The organism is Pseudorhodoplanes sp., assembly GCF_059499825.1.
In genome coordinates, this window is record NZ_JCABZI010000011.1 from 296,342 (window position 1) to 310,329 (window position 13,988).

Sequence of the window (13,988 nt, forward strand, 5' to 3'; positions counted from 1 at the left end):
CCCGCGTCAGTGTTAGCGGCACTTTCTTTTCTTGCCGTTATCCCGGCACCGCCCTTTTCGTTGTCTGCCTAATTGCCGAATTTCAGATTGCCGGCCTTGATCACGTCGGCCCACAGCTTCTGTTCGTCGGCAATGATCTTGGAGAATTCCGCCGTACCCGTCCCCGTCGTCCGGACGGCCATTGCACGCAGCTTGTCGCGCGCTTCGCCTTGCGTGATGACCGCACTCAGTTCCTTGTGCAGCTTCTCGACGATCGGCTTCGGGGTGGCGGCCGGCACGAAGAACCCGCTCCACAGACTGACATTGACGTCGGGGAAGCCTGCCTCGGTCATTGTCGGCACATCCGGAAGATCGGGAAACCGCTCTTTTGCAAGGACCGCCAGCGCCTTCAGCTTGCCACCCTTCACCTGCGGCACCATCGGCGGCGGATCGACGATCGTCATCGCGGCGTTGCCGGCGATCACCGCCAGAATGGATTCGCCCGAGCTCTTATAGGGAATGGCGGTGCCGTTGGCGCCCGACTTCATCTTGAACAATTCGGACGGCAGCGTGAAGGCGGGCGACGATGTCGCGTAATTCGCCTGCCCGGAATTGGTCTTGGTCCATTCGACCAGTTCCTTGGCCGTCTTCGCCGGATTCTCGGCAGAGACCGCAAGGAATAGCGGGAAATCGCCAATCATGGTGACCGGCGTGAAGCTTTTCAACGTGTCGTAGTCGGTCTTGTAGATCAGCGGACCGATCGCCATCGCGCCGCTCGCGCCGACCAGGATGGTATAACCGTCGGCCGGCTCGCGCGCCACAAACTCGGCCGCCGTGCGGCCACCGGCTCCCGGCTTGTTTTCGACCACCACGGTCCAACCGGTGCGCTTCTGCAATTCGCTCTGGATCAGCCGTGCGAAAATGTCGTTGCCACCGCCTGCGGCGAATCCGACCACCATGCGGATAGGCTTGGTTGGAAACGATGCCGCCGGATCCTGCGCAGGTGCAATCCCCGCGGAAAACGCAAGCGCCATGATCCCAAGCGACGCCCGAAGGCCCCACCCTGTTGTCATGCGAACCTCCCGTTTGCGGCCTTGTCTCCGGCGGGAATGCCGGGCGGCCTTTCGAATCTCACCATAGCGTTGCGACTGTCGACCGCGCAAGTTCCGCCACGGCGGAGCTGCCCACCGTCACACGATGGGCAGGCCGGTATATTGTTCGGCGAGCGAGGTCTGGGCCGCCGTCGAGTGCGCGATATAATCGAGTTCCGCAAGCTGACGACGGCGATCGAACGGCACTTCGTCGGGGAAGACGTGGAAAATCTGCGTCATCCACCACGAGAAGCGCTGCGCCTTCCAGACCCGCTCAAGACAGGTCCGCGAGTAACCAGCCAGCAAATCGTTGTCGTTCTTCTTGTAGAAGGCATCCAGCGCACGCGCGAGCATGCGCACATCGGCGAGCGCGAGGTTCATGCCCTTCGCGCCGGTCGGCGGCACGATATGTGCGGAGTCGCCTGCGAGGAACAGCCGGCCGGTCTGCATCGGCTCGCAGACGAAGCTGCGCATCGACGTCACGCCCTTCTGCAGGATCTTGCCTTCCTGCAGCTTGCGCGTGCCGCCGAGGCGGAGGTGCAGTTCTTCCCAGATGCGGTGGTCCGGCCAGTTGCTGACGTCTTCGTCATAGGCGACCTGGATGTAGAGCCGCGCCAGTGTCGGCGAGCGCATCGTGTAAAGCGCAAAGCCGCGATCGTGATAGGCGTACATCAGTTCGTGATCGGGCGGCGGCGATTCCGACAGAATGCCGAGCCAGCCGAATGGATATTCACGATCGTAGAATGTCAGTTCGCCGGCCGGAAAGCCGGGGCGGCAGATGCCGTGGAAGCCGTCGCAGCCGGCGATGAAATCGCAATCGATGCGCTGGTCCTTCCCATCGTGGCGGAAGGTGATCGACGGCTTGTCGGTGCCGAAATCGTGGATCGCGGTGTCCTCGACCTCGAACAGAATCTGTCCGCCATCGGCGAGCCGCCGCGCCACCAGATCCTTCACCACCTCCTGCTGCCCGTAGATGGTGATGCCCTTGCCGACCAGTTTGCGGAAATTCAGGTGGTGGGCCTCGCCGTTGACGCAGAGGTAGTTCCCGTCATGGAACATCGCCTCGCGCGCCATCCGCTCGCCGACACCGGTCTCGGTGAGCATGTCGGTGGCCCATTGCTCGATCAGGCCGGCGCGGATGCGCTGCTCGATATAGTCGCGGCTGCGGTTTTCGATCACGATCGAGTCGATGCCCTGAAGATGCAGCAGATGCGACAGCATCAGGCCGGCGGGCCCCGCACCGATGATTCCAACCTTGGTCCGCATAGCCGCGCCGTTCCTTACAAAAATGATGCGCGGGTGTTAGCGCGGGTTCGCCCCCGCGGCAAAGGTCATTTTTCCGGAAGCGATGGCATGATCGACGCCGCCAGATTCGACGTCGTCCGCGCCTGCGCGGGGACGACCGAGTTCTCAGCGGTTGTTGCGCGGATCGGCGCGGAACGTCTTGACCTCGGACGTCGTCCCGTCGCGATAGGTCAATTCCACGGACATCACCTTGGTATTGGGCGGCAGCTTCATGTAGGGCTGCGCGCTGGACGGGATCGCCGAGGGATCGCGCGGGTCGCAGGGCGGCATCGCCAGCTTCTGGTCCGGCACGGTGGAATCGATGCCGATCTTCACCTCGCGGATGCCACAGCGATGGGAGACCAGATGGGTGTAATAGACCATCAGGCCGTTGAACTGCCGGAACGACAGCCAGCTTCCCGACGTCATTTCCAGGATCTCGCGCTGGCTGCGCTCGAGCGCACCTCCCGGATCGAATTTGACCGGGAACGGCTCCGCCCATTCGCCGCGGGCATCGGCGTAACGGACATACAGCGTGCCCTCCGGCGTATCGGCATCGAGCTGGATCGACGGATTGGGCATGCGCTTGCGGGTCCGCGGATCGAGCGTGTTGAGATGCCCGGTCTCCCTGAAACTGCCGCTCTCCCCGAACCGCCAGGAAATCGCGGTCACCGGATCGGCAAAGGACAGCGTCACCGACCAACCACCGTTGTGGCGCATGAAGCTCGCCAGCGGCGCGTTGAGCTGTTCCGGCTCGCTCCGCTGCGGCAAGGGCGAGGGTTGCACCGGCGTCACCGCGGCGACCTGCTGCGGGATGGTCTCCTTGGCCTTGGCCGGGTCGAGCGTGCCGTTCAGCACCACGTCGCCGACGATCTCGTCGTAATAGGCCGGCCGCTGGTTATGCTTCACTTTCCGCGCCAGCGCCGTGACGCTCGCCTGGGTGCGCTTGGCAACCTGCACCAGCGACAGGCCTGGCGTCTCCAGTTCCTTGACGAAGAAACGGGTGAAGACCGAATTCGGATCCTTGTCGTCGTCGGACACATAATCGAGCGCGGTCTGGTTCTCCGACGCCGAATAGATGACGAACGCGCCCTCTTCGCTCATCGCGGCTAGCCCACCGGCGCCGCCGACGCTACGGGTCCCGGCCCGCTCGAACGGATTGTTGCGGCAGGCATCCAGCACCACCACCGTGGTGCGCGCGCCCTTGCTCTTGACCCGCTCCATGATCCGGCGCGCGAGGAACGAATTCTCGTGGACCTTCTCCTCCTCGCCCGCGAGAGCGAGCGGCACGTCGGTCGGCAGCAGGTAATTCTCGCCCTTGATCTGGAAGCCATGGCCCGCGAAGAAAAAGAACGCGGTGTCGCCGGGGCCAAGCGCGCGCTCGAAGGCGGACAGGCTGTTGCTCATGCCGCGGCGGTCCTGATTGGTCGCGGCGATCACCTGGAAGCCCAGGCCCTTCAGGGTCTTTGCCATCCGGTCGGCATCGTTGGCCGCCTTCCGCAGCGGCGTGACATGCTGATAGCTGTCGTTGCCGATCACCAGCGCGACGCGCTTCTGGGCGGCGGCGGGTGACGGCGCGAGCCCGAGCATCAGACAGATGGCGGCAAGAAAAACGATCCGTTTCGTCATCTCAGCTCCCCGACGGAACGCCGGCCTTCCGGTTCCGGCCGCGCCGGTCAGCCATTGTCGCACGAACCGCGGGCCGGGTTCAATTTCCGAACCGGACCGCCCCGCGTCGCAAGAATTGTGACCGTGCGGAATCGCAGCTATCAATGGCAACGTGATGATGTGAAGTCACGAAGGCGGGAGGAATGACATGCTGGCGGGATCGAATGAGGTGCAGCGCGTCGCCGGTATCGTCCTCGCTGCGCTGTGGCTCGCGCTGCCGGTGCTGGCCGGCCTGGCCCCGGCCAACGCCCAGACACTGGCCTGGCCACAGCGGACGGTGAAATTCGTCCTGCCCTTCGGGGCCGGCAGTGCGACCGACGTCGCCGCCCGCCTGATGGCCGAAAAGCTGCAGGCGAAATGGGGCCAACCGGTGGTGATCGAGAACCGCCCCGGCGCCGACGGGCTTCTGGCCATCAATGCCTTCCTGCAGGCCAATGACGACCATACCCTGCTCTATTCATCCAGCGCCTCGTTCATGGCGCATCCCTACACCCAGGCGAAACTGACCTACGACTTCGCGCGCGACATGACGCCGATCGCGCAGGTCACCGACACGGTGCTGACCGTCAACGTTCCCGCTTCCTCCCCGATCAAGACGCTCGGCGAGTTCGTCGCCGAGGCGATGGCCCGGCCGGGCAAGCTCAATGTCACCGGCGCACCGGGCGTGCCGGACTTCACACTCGACTATTTCATCAAGACGCGTGGCCTGAAGGTCCAGAAAATCCCGTTCAAGAATATCGTCGAAGCCGCAACCGCGCTGGCCGGCAACCAGATCGACTTTCTGCTGACTTCGGCCGCGATCGTGCGGCCGCTCACCGAAGCCGGCAAGATCCGTATCCTCGCGGTGACCAGCCGCGACCGCGCGTCATTTGCGCCGGACATTCCCACCGTGCACGAACTCGGCTGGGGCGGACTTGCGGTCGAGACCACCGCCGGGCTTTACGGTCCGAAGGACATGCCGCTGCCGCTGCGCGAACAGATCGCGCGCGACGTGATCGAGGCCTTCTCCGACAAGGCGATCACCGACAAACTGCTTGCCACCGGACAGGTGGTGCGGACGGGTGGTCCCGATGTCCTCGCCGCCACTATCAAGGAACAGTCGGCCTTGACCGCGCATATTGCGAAGGCCCTGGATCTCAAACCGAACAACTAGCGAGATGCGCCGAAAACACGCATGGGCGTCGTTGCCGGATGACAAGCTCCTGAAGCTCAGGCTCAGGGACCTGAAGCTTACGGTCGAGGACACCTGGCTGGAAGGTTGCCTCGACGACCTGCAGGAGGAGCTTGAAGAACGCGACCTGCGCATCCGCCCGCATGCCTGGCTGTCGGACGAGTGGTTCAGCCCCGACACCACGCCCGGCATCGCAATCCCGTTCTACCTTGCGCATCCGCGCCTGATGCGGCTCGAACGCAAGATGATCATCGACGTGGAAGGCGGCACGCGCCACGAATGCATGCGCATTCTCCGCCACGAGACCGGACACGTGGTGCAGAATGCGTTCCGGCTGCAGCGCCGCCGCCGCTGGCAGGAATTGTTCGGCCGTTCCTCGACCCATTATCCGCGCTTCTATCGTCCCAATCCGGCCAGCAAGAATTACGTGCAGCATCTTCGCCTCTGGTATGCGCAAAGCCATCCCGACGAAGACTTCGCGGAAACCTTCGCAGTCTGGCTCAAGCCCCGTTCGGACTGGAGGAAGCGCTATGCGGGATGGCCCGCTTTGCGCAAACTCGAATATGTCGATGAAGTGATGAACGAGATCGCGGGCCAGCGCTCGCAATTGCCGCGCGGCGCCGCCGTCCATCCACTCAGCCAGATCGACACCACGCTGGCGGCGCATTACCGCAAGAAGCAGGCGTTCTATGCAGTCAACACGCCGCGCACTTATGACCCAGAACTGCACCGTATCTTCTCGGCCGATCCGAAGCACCGGACATCGCCCACCGCGGCCTCGTTCATTCGCCGGCACCGTTCATATTTTCGGCAGACCGTTGCGCGCTGGACCGGCGAATACCAGCTGACGCTTGACTCGCTGCTTGATGATATGATCGATCGCTGCCGCGAGTTGAAGCTGCGGGCGCCAGGCCCGGAGCGTCAGATGCTGACAGATTTCACTGTGTTGTTAACGGCCAAGACGGTGCACTCGCTGTATAGTCCGTCGCGCCGACAATGGTTCGCTCTATGAAGAAAACCCGCGTTCTGGTGCTGCTGCATCCGGAACAAGTGCCACCCGATTCCATCAAGGGTTACAGCGAGCAGGATATTCTCGCCTTCAAGACCGGCTATGACATCGTCAATACGTTGCGCAAGGCACGCCACGAAGTCCGCGTGCTCGGCGTGCAGCATGAGTTGCGGCCGATCCGCGCCGAAATCGATTCCTTCCAGCCGGACATTGTCTTCAATCTGCTCGAGGAATTTCACGGCGAACCGGCCTACGACCAGAATGTCGCGAGCTATCTCGAACTGATCCGTATTCCCTATACGGGCTGCAATCCGCGCGGCTTGATGCTGTCGCGCGGCAAGGATCTGTCAAAGAAGCTTCTGCACTATCACCGCATTCCGGTTCCGGCATTCGCGGTCTTCCCGATGCGCAAGAAGGTTCAGCGCCCCGCCCGGCTGCCGTTCCCGCTGATCATCAAGAGCCTGTCGGAAGACGCCTCACTCGGCATCGCACAGAAATCGATCGTCGACAGCGACGACAAGCTGCAGGAACGCGTCACCTTCATTCACGAAAAGATCGGCACCGCGGCAATCGCCGAACAATATATCGACGGCCGCGAATTATATGTCGGCGTGATCGGTAACGACCGCATGCGCGTGCTGCCGATCTGGGAACTGTATTTCGGCGACGCCGCGAGCAAGATCGCGACCGCCAAGGTGAAGTTCGACGTCAAGTATCAGGAAGAGCGCGGCATCCTGCAGGGTCCGGCCGCGGATCTGCCGCCTGAAATCTACAAGCGCATCCAGAATCTGACGCGGCGCATCTGCCGCACGCTCGAACTCGACGGCTATGCCCGCGTCGACTTCCGCCTGTCGGCCGACGGCATTCCCTATTTTCTGGAAGCCAATCCGAACCCCGAGATCGCGCGGCACGAAGTCTTCGCCGAAGCCGCGGCCTATGACGGGATGACATATTCCGAAATGGTCCGGCGCATTGTCGCGCTCGGCATCCAGCGCTCGCGTACCAAGGCGCGCTGAGCCCTGTTGTTCGCCTTCGTCCCGCTCGAGACAACCCGCAATTCGGGTGGCGCCCGCATCACGACGCGGGCATGGTGTCATCTACGTTAAGGACAACGGCAGCCGACCCCATGACTGACAAGCCCGGCCAGATCGACCGGACCGACGCCGCTTTGCTCGTCTTCCTGTCGCTCCTGTGGGGCGGCGGCTTCGTCATGGCCGGGCTCGCGCTTCGCGAGTTGCCGCCGGTCACGGTCGTATTCGGGCGGGTGGCGTTCGGCGCGATGTTTCTGCTGCCGCTGGTGCTGTATTTCCGGTCGACGCTGCCGCGCGGGCTCTCCGGCTGGATGCCCTTCGCGGTCATGGGCCTGCTCAACAACGTGATCCCGTTTGCACTGGTCGCGGCCGGACAAACATACATCACGAGTGGGCTGGCATCTGTCATCAATGCGACCACGCCGCTGTTCACGGTGATGGTGACATCGGCCTTCGGCGAGGAAAGGCTGACGGGACACAAGGTCGCCGGCGTAGTGATGGGATTTGCCGGGGTCGCGATCCTGCGCGGCGCAGGTCTGGACGTGTCGTCGGCGCAGACCATCGGCATCCTGCTCTGCCTCGGCGGCGCGCTGTCCTACGGGTTTTCGGCGCTGTGGGGCCGCCGCAGGATGAAGGGCGTCCCGCCGCTGACGTCGGCGTTTTGTCAGACCGTGTCGTCGAGCGCGATCTTGCTGGTGATGATGATCGCGATCGACCGTCCCTGGACCTTCTCCATGCCGAGCGCGCCGGTCTGGCTCTCGCTTGTCGGCCTTGGCATCTTCGCGACCAGCATCGCCTATCTCGTTTTCTACCGGATCCTTGCGCGTTCCGGTGCCACCAATGTCATGCTGGTGACCCTGCTGATGCCGGTCAGCACGATCGTGCTGGCGCATTTTGCGCTCGGCGAAACACTGGGCCTGCGCGAGACAGTCGGCGCATTGGTGATCGGTGCGGCCTTGCTGGTGATCGACGGACGGATCGTTGGATGGATTACGACACGACGCGTTCACTGACGCCGTGAATTATTGATCAATCGCAATCCCGGACGCTGCCGACTGCTGTAGGCAACGCGCCACTGGACAGCGTCCACCGCTGACCATCCCGAGAGGCATATGATCGAAGTCATATCGACTTGCCGCTCCGGACGTTATCCTTGTTGGTTATTGTCCAGGACCGAACGGAAATACTCATGCGCCCTGTGTTCAAACGCGGCCTGATCGTTGTCGCGGTCCTCGCGATCGGCGCGAGCGCATTCGTGTGGTCGAGGAGCCGCGAAATTGCGATGCCGGTGCTGTCGCCGGAGCAGAACGTCGAAGTGCGCGTGTTCGGGATCGGCACTGTCGAAGCTCAGGTCGTCTCGAAGGTCGGCTTTCACCTGGCCGGAAAGATCCGGTCCCTCAGCGCCGATCAAGGTGACGTCGTGAAGTCCGGCACGCTGCTCGCAACGCTCGATGACGACTCGCAGCGTGCCAAGCTGATGAAAAGTGAAGCGACTGTTCGTCAGGCCGCTGCTGGCATTTTGAAGGCACAGGCGCAGCGTGATCGTGCCGACGTGTCCTATAATCAGAAGAAAAATGTCAATGCGCGCCGGCAAACGCTGGTGGGGCGCGGCGCGGTCTCACAGGAGGCCGCCGAGGATACACAAGCCGCCGAGGAGATTGCCCGCGGCGATCTCAGGCTTGCCGACGCCGAAGTGGCCGTCGCCAAGGTCCTGCAGGATGACGCCGAGGCACAACGGCGGATCGATACCGTTCTGGTTGAGCAACATGAATTGCGGGCTCCATTCGATGCACGTGTGGTCGCACGTCACAAGGAGCTTGGCTCGGTCGTGAGTGCGGGCGAAGCGGTCTTCACCCTGATTGAGCCAAATTCGATCTGGATCCGCGCCTTCATCGACGAAACCTCGGCCGGCGGATTGCAGCTGGGCCAGAAGGCGAAGGTGCGGCTCCGCTCCGAGTCACTCAGCGTCTTCGACACCGAGGTCGTTCGTATCGATCAGGAGAACGATCGCGTCACCGAGGAGCGCAGGGTCTATCTGCGCTGCCGCGAATGCGGTCCTCAACATCAAATCCGTTTTCTCGGCGAACAGGCGGAGGTCGAGATCGTCAAGGGCGTGGTTGCATCCGGTTATTTCATTCCCTTGAAATTCGTCGAGGGATATGACGGCCGCTCCGGCACGATCTGGCTCATTCACGGCAACCGGCTGACCAAGCGACACGTGCAGTTCGCAGACCGCCTGCTCGACGGCCGTATCCGGATTGCGAGCGACATCCCCGCCGGCGCGGCGATCGTCGCCAGCGATCCCGCCGGCCTGCGTGAGGGACGAGCGGCGAAAGCGAGCAATCCATCGGAGCAAGGCAAGTGAATCTGGCGTTGCGCGACATCCGGCACAATCTTGGCCGCTTCCTGCTCACTTGTCTGGGCTTGAGCCTCCTGCTGGGCATCGTGTTGGCTATGGTCGGCATTTATCGCGGCCTGGTCGAGGAATCGCTTGGGTTGCTGCGCGCCGCCAAGGCCGATGTCTGGATCGTGGAAGGCGGCACCCGTGGCCCCTTCGCAGAGGCGTCGCGTCTGCCGGCCGATGTCCGCGAGATCATCGCGGCGCAATGGGGGGTCGCCGCCGCAGGCGCGGTCGCGTATCAGAATGCCGAGTTACAGCATCGCGGAACCAGCCGTCGTCTGATGATCGTGGGATCCGAGATCGGTCGCATCGGCGGTCCGCCGCATATCGTGGAGGGCCGGCCGATCAGCCGCAATCGCTACGAGGCAGTCGCCGATGTCGGCGCAGGCCTGTCGATCGGTGAGCAAATCAAACTTGGCCGTGACACGTTCACGATCGTCGGGCTGACAAAAAACCTGGTGGCATCGGGCGGCGACCCGGTTGTGTTCATGACTCTCCGTGACGCGCAGAAGCTGCAATTCGACCTCACCCCGGCGGCGTCCCGGCGCGAGCTCGCGCGAAATCTTGGCGCGGCGGGGTCAATCGACACCGCCAACGCCGTGCTCGTTCAATTGCGGCCGGGGATCACGCCGGATCAATTTGCGGCAGAGGCGATCCGCTGGAAGCACCTTGGCGCCCTGACGCAGGAGCAGCAGGAAGCGATCCTGTCACGGTCCGTGATCGAACGGGCGCGCCGGCAAATTGGATTGTTTACGACTCTGCTGCTGATCGTCTCGACGGTAGTCATCGGCCTGATCATCTACACCATGACCCTCGACAAGAAGAAGTCGATTGCCACTCTCAAGCTAATCGGCGCGCCCGATCGCCGGATCATCGGCTTGATCGTGCAGCAGGCGCTGGCGATGGGCGTGATCAGCTTTGTGGTGGGCGCGGCACTGATCAATGCGGCAAAGGGCTACTTTCCCCGCCGTGTCGTACTGGAACCGGACGACGCGGCGCTGCTGTTCGGCATCGTGCTGGTGGTGTGCCTGGTTGCAAGCGCGCTGGGCGTGAGAACTGCGATGAAGATCGATCCTGCCTCGGCGCTGGCTGGTTGATGCGCATGACCGCTGTCGTCCAGATCAGAAACATTTCAAAACATTTTGGCGAAGGCACCGCGCGCGTCGACGCATTGCGCGACATATCGCTCGACATTCATGGTGGCACGGTGATCGGGCTGCGTGGGCCGAGTGGGTCCGGCAAGAGCACATTACTGAATGTCATCGGCTGTATCCTTGAGCCGGATTCCGGACGGCTGACACTGAACGGCGAGCTGGTTTACGACCAGAAATGGCTGCGACGGGATTTGCGCCACCTCCGGCTTGAGAAGATCGGCTTTATCTTCCAATCGCACAATCTCCTGCCGTTTCTGAACGCATGGGAAAATGTTGCGGTGGCACTGATCCTCGCAGGCACCGGACGTAACGCGGCGCGCAAGCGTGCAATGGAACTACTCGCCTATCTGGGCGTGGAGAAACGCAGTGACGCCATGCCGGGCCAGTTATCGGGGGGCGAGGCCCAGCGCATCGCGATCGCCCGCGCCCTCGCCAACGATCCGCGCATCATCCTCGCCGACGAGCCGACCGCGGCGCTCGACTCCCATCGGGCCGGAACGGTCATGGATCTGTTGCGCAAGGTCGCCCACGAGCAGGGATCCGCTGTGATCGTCGTCACGCATGACGAGAAGATCTTCAACCGCTTCGATTACATCTACGCGCTGCGCGACGGCGTCCTGGAGAACCCACAGACGCTTGCGGCGTGATCCGATGCGCCTTAGCGAGTGGGTGCCGGTTCGTGTTACGAAAGCGCATCAAACGAAAACTACCCCAAGATCCACTCAACCAGCGCCTGCGTCACCGGCTCGGGCCGCTCCAGCGTGGACAGATGGCCGCAATCCGGAATCATCACGAGCTTGCTGTTCGGGATGAGCCCCGCCATCTCGTCCGACAAGGCGGGTGGCGTGAGCTGATCGCCGTCGCCGACCAGCACCAGTGTCGGGCACTTGATCGCGGCAAGTCCAGAGCGCGAGTCCGGCCGAGTCAGGATCGCGGTCTGCTGCCGTACGACGGCGTCGGCGCCTGCCGCCAGCAACATGCCGCCCGCGATCTTCCGAAGCGCGGAATCCCCCACCCTGTCCTTGTGGACCAGCACGGGCCACAGCATGGCGTTGATCTCGTCGAGCTTGCCGGCCTGTGCGAGTGCGATCGAGGCCTTGCGCTTTTCGGCCGCTTCCGGCGTATCGGCGCGCGATCCGGTGTCGAGCAGCGCCAGTTTCGCGACGCGCTCCGGCGCGATCCGCATGATCGCCAGCGCGATATAGCCGCCCATCGAAAGCCCGGCGAGCGCGAACCGGGGCGGCGCCGTCTCGAGGATCTGGCGCGCAATCGCGTCCATGCTGTCGGCCCGGCGGTGATCGGCGACCGTGACCGGGCCACAGGTCCACAAATCGGGCAACTGCTCGGTATAGAGGCGGGCGGTACATCCGAGGCCCGGAATCAGCAGGATCGGCAGGCTGGCAGCACTCGTCATGTCATCGTCCCGTCATCGCTTGAGAGCCAAAAACGCTTGTATTTATTTAACTTAACGACCGTTCGAGCATTGACTTTCGGCCCCCGGGGTCTATGTTCCCGGCAACGGTCAGACAGACAGATTCGACCGCCCCTCGCGCAAAATGTCATGATTTGTGGTCCGGCGCGAACCCATTGGTGGGCGGCGCCGTTCAGAGGTTCTATGTCCTTTTCCCAACTCGGCTTGTCCGATAAAGTTTTAGCGGCCGTGCAGGCTGCCGGTTACACCACACCAACTCCCATTCAGTCCGAAGCCATTCCGCACGTTCTCGCGCGCCGCGACGTGCTCGGCATTGCGCAGACCGGCACCGGCAAGACCGCGGCCTTCACGCTGCCGATGATCACGATGCTCGAAACCGGCCGCGCCCGCGCCCGGATGCCGCGCACGCTCATCCTCGAACCGACGCGCGAACTCGCAGCCCAGGTGCAGGAAAACTTCGACAAATACGGCGTCGGCCAGAAGCTGAACGTTGCACTGATTATCGGCGGCGTTTCCTTCGACGAACAGGACGCCAAGCTGATGCGCGGCGTCGACGTGCTGATCGCAACGCCGGGCCGGCTGCTCGACCATTTCGAGCGCGGCCGCCTGCTTCTCACCGGCGTCGAATTGCTGGTGATAGACGAAGCCGACCGCATGCTCGACATGGGCTTCATCCCGGACATCGAACGCATCTGCAAGCTCGTCCCCTTCACCCGCCAGACGCTGTTTTTCACCGCAACGATGCCGACGGAAATTCGGCGCATCACCGAGCAATTCCTCTCCAACCCGGTCAAGGTCGAGGTGTCAAAGCCGGCGACCGCTGCAACGACCATCACGCAACAGCTGGTGAAATGCGGCCGCGAGCCTCACGAGAAGCGCGAGACGCTGCGCCGTTTGATCCGTAACACCACCGAGAATTTCAAGAACGCCATTATCTTCTGCAATCGCAAGCGCGAGGTCGCGCTGCTGCATCGCTCGCTCGTCAAGCACGGCTTCAACGCGGTCGCGCTGCATGGCGACATGGATCAGCCGTCGCGCACCGCGGCACTGGACAAGTTCCGCAAGGGCGAGGCGGATTTGCTGATCGCCTCCGACGTCGCCGCACGCGGTCTCGACATCCCCGATGTCAGCCATGTGCTGAATTTCGACGTCCCCTTCCATGCCGATGATTATGTCCACCGCATCGGCCGGACCGGCCGCGCCGGCAAGACCGGCACCGCCTACACGGTCGTCACCTCCGCCGACAGCAAGGCGGTGGCCGCGATCGAGAAGCTGATCGGCACGACGATCCCCTATGCCTCCGACATCGTTGTGCCGGAGCAAGCCGAAGGCGCAAGCGAGCCCGTGCGCACAGAGCGGCCGCGCGAGCGCCAACGTGGCGGCCGCGGCGAACGCGGGCGCGGCGAACGCAACCGCGGCGGTTCGAACCGCAGCCAGCCCGGTCCGCGCGGAGAGTCCGCAAGCGGCGAAGCGCCTGCTCCGGTCACGCGCCTGGAGGCGCCGCGCCGACGGCCGCAACCCGAGGCCGATCTGGAACCCGATCATTCCCACCTACCCGCCTTCCTGCTGCGGCCGGTGCGCGTGAAGGCCTGATCAGAGCGTATTTTTTCCGCGGAGAAAGGCGTAAAGCTGCGGCCTTACGGGCTGCTGGACGGCCGTTTCAGAACCTTGTTTACCCCTCATTCACCACTGTGAAATAGAGTCAACGTCATTGAAATCAGCCGTTTCCGGGACCGGTGCGGCTGACATTGATTGCGTGGCTTTCGGG

The 13,988-nt window shown here is 63.1% G+C and carries 12 protein-coding genes; 8 read left to right on the forward strand and 4 right to left on the reverse strand.

Going from position 1 to position 13,988, the window contains the following annotated elements:
- Positions 1-68: 68 nt before the first annotated feature.
- The 3 genes from AC5I5I_RS17520 to AC5I5I_RS17530 form a co-directional block, all read right to left on the reverse strand.
- Positions 69-1,052 carry a Bug family tripartite tricarboxylate transporter substrate binding protein gene (locus AC5I5I_RS17520; protein ID WP_495975201.1) on the reverse strand — a complete coding sequence of 328 codons (984 nt, stop codon included), beginning with the start codon at positions 1,050-1,052 and terminating at the stop codon, positions 69-71.
- 117 nt (positions 1,053-1,169) lie between these two features.
- On the reverse strand, positions 1,170-2,336 hold the full coding sequence (locus AC5I5I_RS17525) for a 4-hydroxybenzoate 3-monooxygenase (protein WP_495975202.1): 1,167 nt from the start codon (positions 2,334-2,336) through the stop codon (positions 1,170-1,172).
- A 144-nt stretch (positions 2,337-2,480) separates the two neighbouring features.
- Positions 2,481-3,983 carry a caspase family protein gene (locus AC5I5I_RS17530; protein ID WP_495975203.1) on the reverse strand — a complete coding sequence of 501 codons (1,503 nt, stop codon included), beginning with the start codon at positions 3,981-3,983 and terminating at the stop codon, positions 2,481-2,483.
- A gap of 187 nt (positions 3,984-4,170) precedes the next feature.
- Here AC5I5I_RS17530 and AC5I5I_RS17535 point away from each other — a divergent pair, with 187 nt between their 5' ends.
- The 7 genes from AC5I5I_RS17535 (at position 4,171) to AC5I5I_RS17565 (ending at position 11,435) form a co-directional block, all read left to right on the forward strand.
- Positions 4,171-5,175, forward strand: a complete 1,005-nt coding sequence (locus AC5I5I_RS17535; RefSeq protein ID WP_495975204.1) for a Bug family tripartite tricarboxylate transporter substrate binding protein — start codon at positions 4,171-4,173, stop codon at positions 5,173-5,175.
- A 4-nt stretch (positions 5,176-5,179) separates the two neighbouring features.
- Positions 5,180-6,205, forward strand: coding sequence for a putative zinc-binding metallopeptidase (locus AC5I5I_RS17540; RefSeq protein ID WP_495975205.1), 1,026 nt, complete (start codon positions 5,180-5,182; stop codon positions 6,203-6,205).
- The gene (locus tag AC5I5I_RS17545; RefSeq protein WP_495975206.1) at positions 6,202-7,218 is read left to right on the forward strand and encodes a D-alanine--D-alanine ligase family protein; all 1,017 of its coding nucleotides are present in this window, start codon (positions 6,202-6,204) and stop codon (positions 7,216-7,218) included. The genes AC5I5I_RS17540 and AC5I5I_RS17545 overlap by 4 nt, the downstream gene beginning before the upstream one ends.
- Before the next feature lie 110 nt (positions 7,219-7,328).
- Complete coding sequence (locus AC5I5I_RS17550; protein ID WP_495975207.1) at positions 7,329-8,246, forward strand: DMT family transporter; 918 nt, start codon at positions 7,329-7,331, stop codon at positions 8,244-8,246.
- Between the two features lie 176 nt (positions 8,247-8,422).
- A complete protein-coding gene (locus tag AC5I5I_RS17555) occupies positions 8,423-9,598 on the forward strand; it encodes an efflux RND transporter periplasmic adaptor subunit (protein ID WP_495975208.1) in 1,176 nt (391 codons plus the stop codon).
- Positions 9,595-10,731 carry an ABC transporter permease gene (locus tag AC5I5I_RS17560; RefSeq protein ID WP_495975209.1) on the forward strand — a complete coding sequence of 379 codons (1,137 nt, stop codon included), beginning with the start codon at positions 9,595-9,597 and terminating at the stop codon, positions 10,729-10,731. Before AC5I5I_RS17555 ends, AC5I5I_RS17560 begins: the two co-directional genes overlap by 4 nt.
- 5 nt (positions 10,732-10,736) lie before the next feature.
- Positions 10,737-11,435, forward strand: a complete 699-nt coding sequence (locus tag AC5I5I_RS17565) for an ABC transporter ATP-binding protein (protein ID WP_495975210.1) — start codon at positions 10,737-10,739, stop codon at positions 11,433-11,435.
- A gap of 59 nt (positions 11,436-11,494) precedes the next feature.
- On the opposite strand, the gene AC5I5I_RS17570 is transcribed toward AC5I5I_RS17565, so the two are convergent.
- Entirely contained in the window at positions 11,495-12,202 is a 708-nt protein-coding gene (locus AC5I5I_RS17570; RefSeq protein WP_495975211.1) for an alpha/beta fold hydrolase, read from the reverse strand.
- Between the two features lie 201 nt (positions 12,203-12,403).
- On the opposite strand from AC5I5I_RS17570, the gene AC5I5I_RS17575 reads away from it, so the two are divergent.
- Positions 12,404-13,813 (forward strand): DEAD/DEAH box helicase, encoded by a 1,410-nt coding sequence (locus AC5I5I_RS17575; protein ID WP_495975212.1) that lies wholly within the window; start codon positions 12,404-12,406, stop codon positions 13,811-13,813.
- The last annotated feature ends 175 nt before the right edge of the window (positions 13,814-13,988 follow it).

Bases quoted from the DNA above. Each gene is read 5' to 3' on its own strand.
- AC5I5I_RS17520 (WP_495975201.1), bottom strand. From the start codon at position 1,052: ATGACAACAGGGTGGGGCCTTCGGGCGTCGCTTGGGATCATGGCGCTT.
- AC5I5I_RS17525 (WP_495975202.1), bottom strand. From the start codon at position 2,336: ATGCGGACCAAGGTTGGAATCATCGGTGCGGGGCCCGCCGGCCTGATG.
- AC5I5I_RS17530 (WP_495975203.1), bottom strand. From the start codon at position 3,983: ATGACGAAACGGATCGTTTTTCTTGCCGCCATCTGTCTGATGCTCGGG.
- AC5I5I_RS17535 (WP_495975204.1), top strand. From the start codon at position 4,171: ATGCTGGCGGGATCGAATGAGGTGCAGCGCGTCGCCGGTATCGTCCTC.
- AC5I5I_RS17540 (WP_495975205.1), top strand. From the start codon at position 5,180: ATGCGCCGAAAACACGCATGGGCGTCGTTGCCGGATGACAAGCTCCTG.
- AC5I5I_RS17545 (WP_495975206.1), top strand. From the start codon at position 6,202: ATGAAGAAAACCCGCGTTCTGGTGCTGCTGCATCCGGAACAAGTGCCA.
- AC5I5I_RS17550 (WP_495975207.1), top strand. From the start codon at position 7,329: ATGACTGACAAGCCCGGCCAGATCGACCGGACCGACGCCGCTTTGCTC.
- AC5I5I_RS17555 (WP_495975208.1), top strand. From the start codon at position 8,423: ATGCGCCCTGTGTTCAAACGCGGCCTGATCGTTGTCGCGGTCCTCGCG.
- AC5I5I_RS17565 (WP_495975210.1), top strand. From the start codon at position 10,737: ATGACCGCTGTCGTCCAGATCAGAAACATTTCAAAACATTTTGGCGAA.
- AC5I5I_RS17570 (WP_495975211.1), bottom strand. From the start codon at position 12,202: ATGACGAGTGCTGCCAGCCTGCCGATCCTGCTGATTCCGGGCCTCGGA.
- AC5I5I_RS17575 (WP_495975212.1), top strand. From the start codon at position 12,404: ATGTCCTTTTCCCAACTCGGCTTGTCCGATAAAGTTTTAGCGGCCGTG.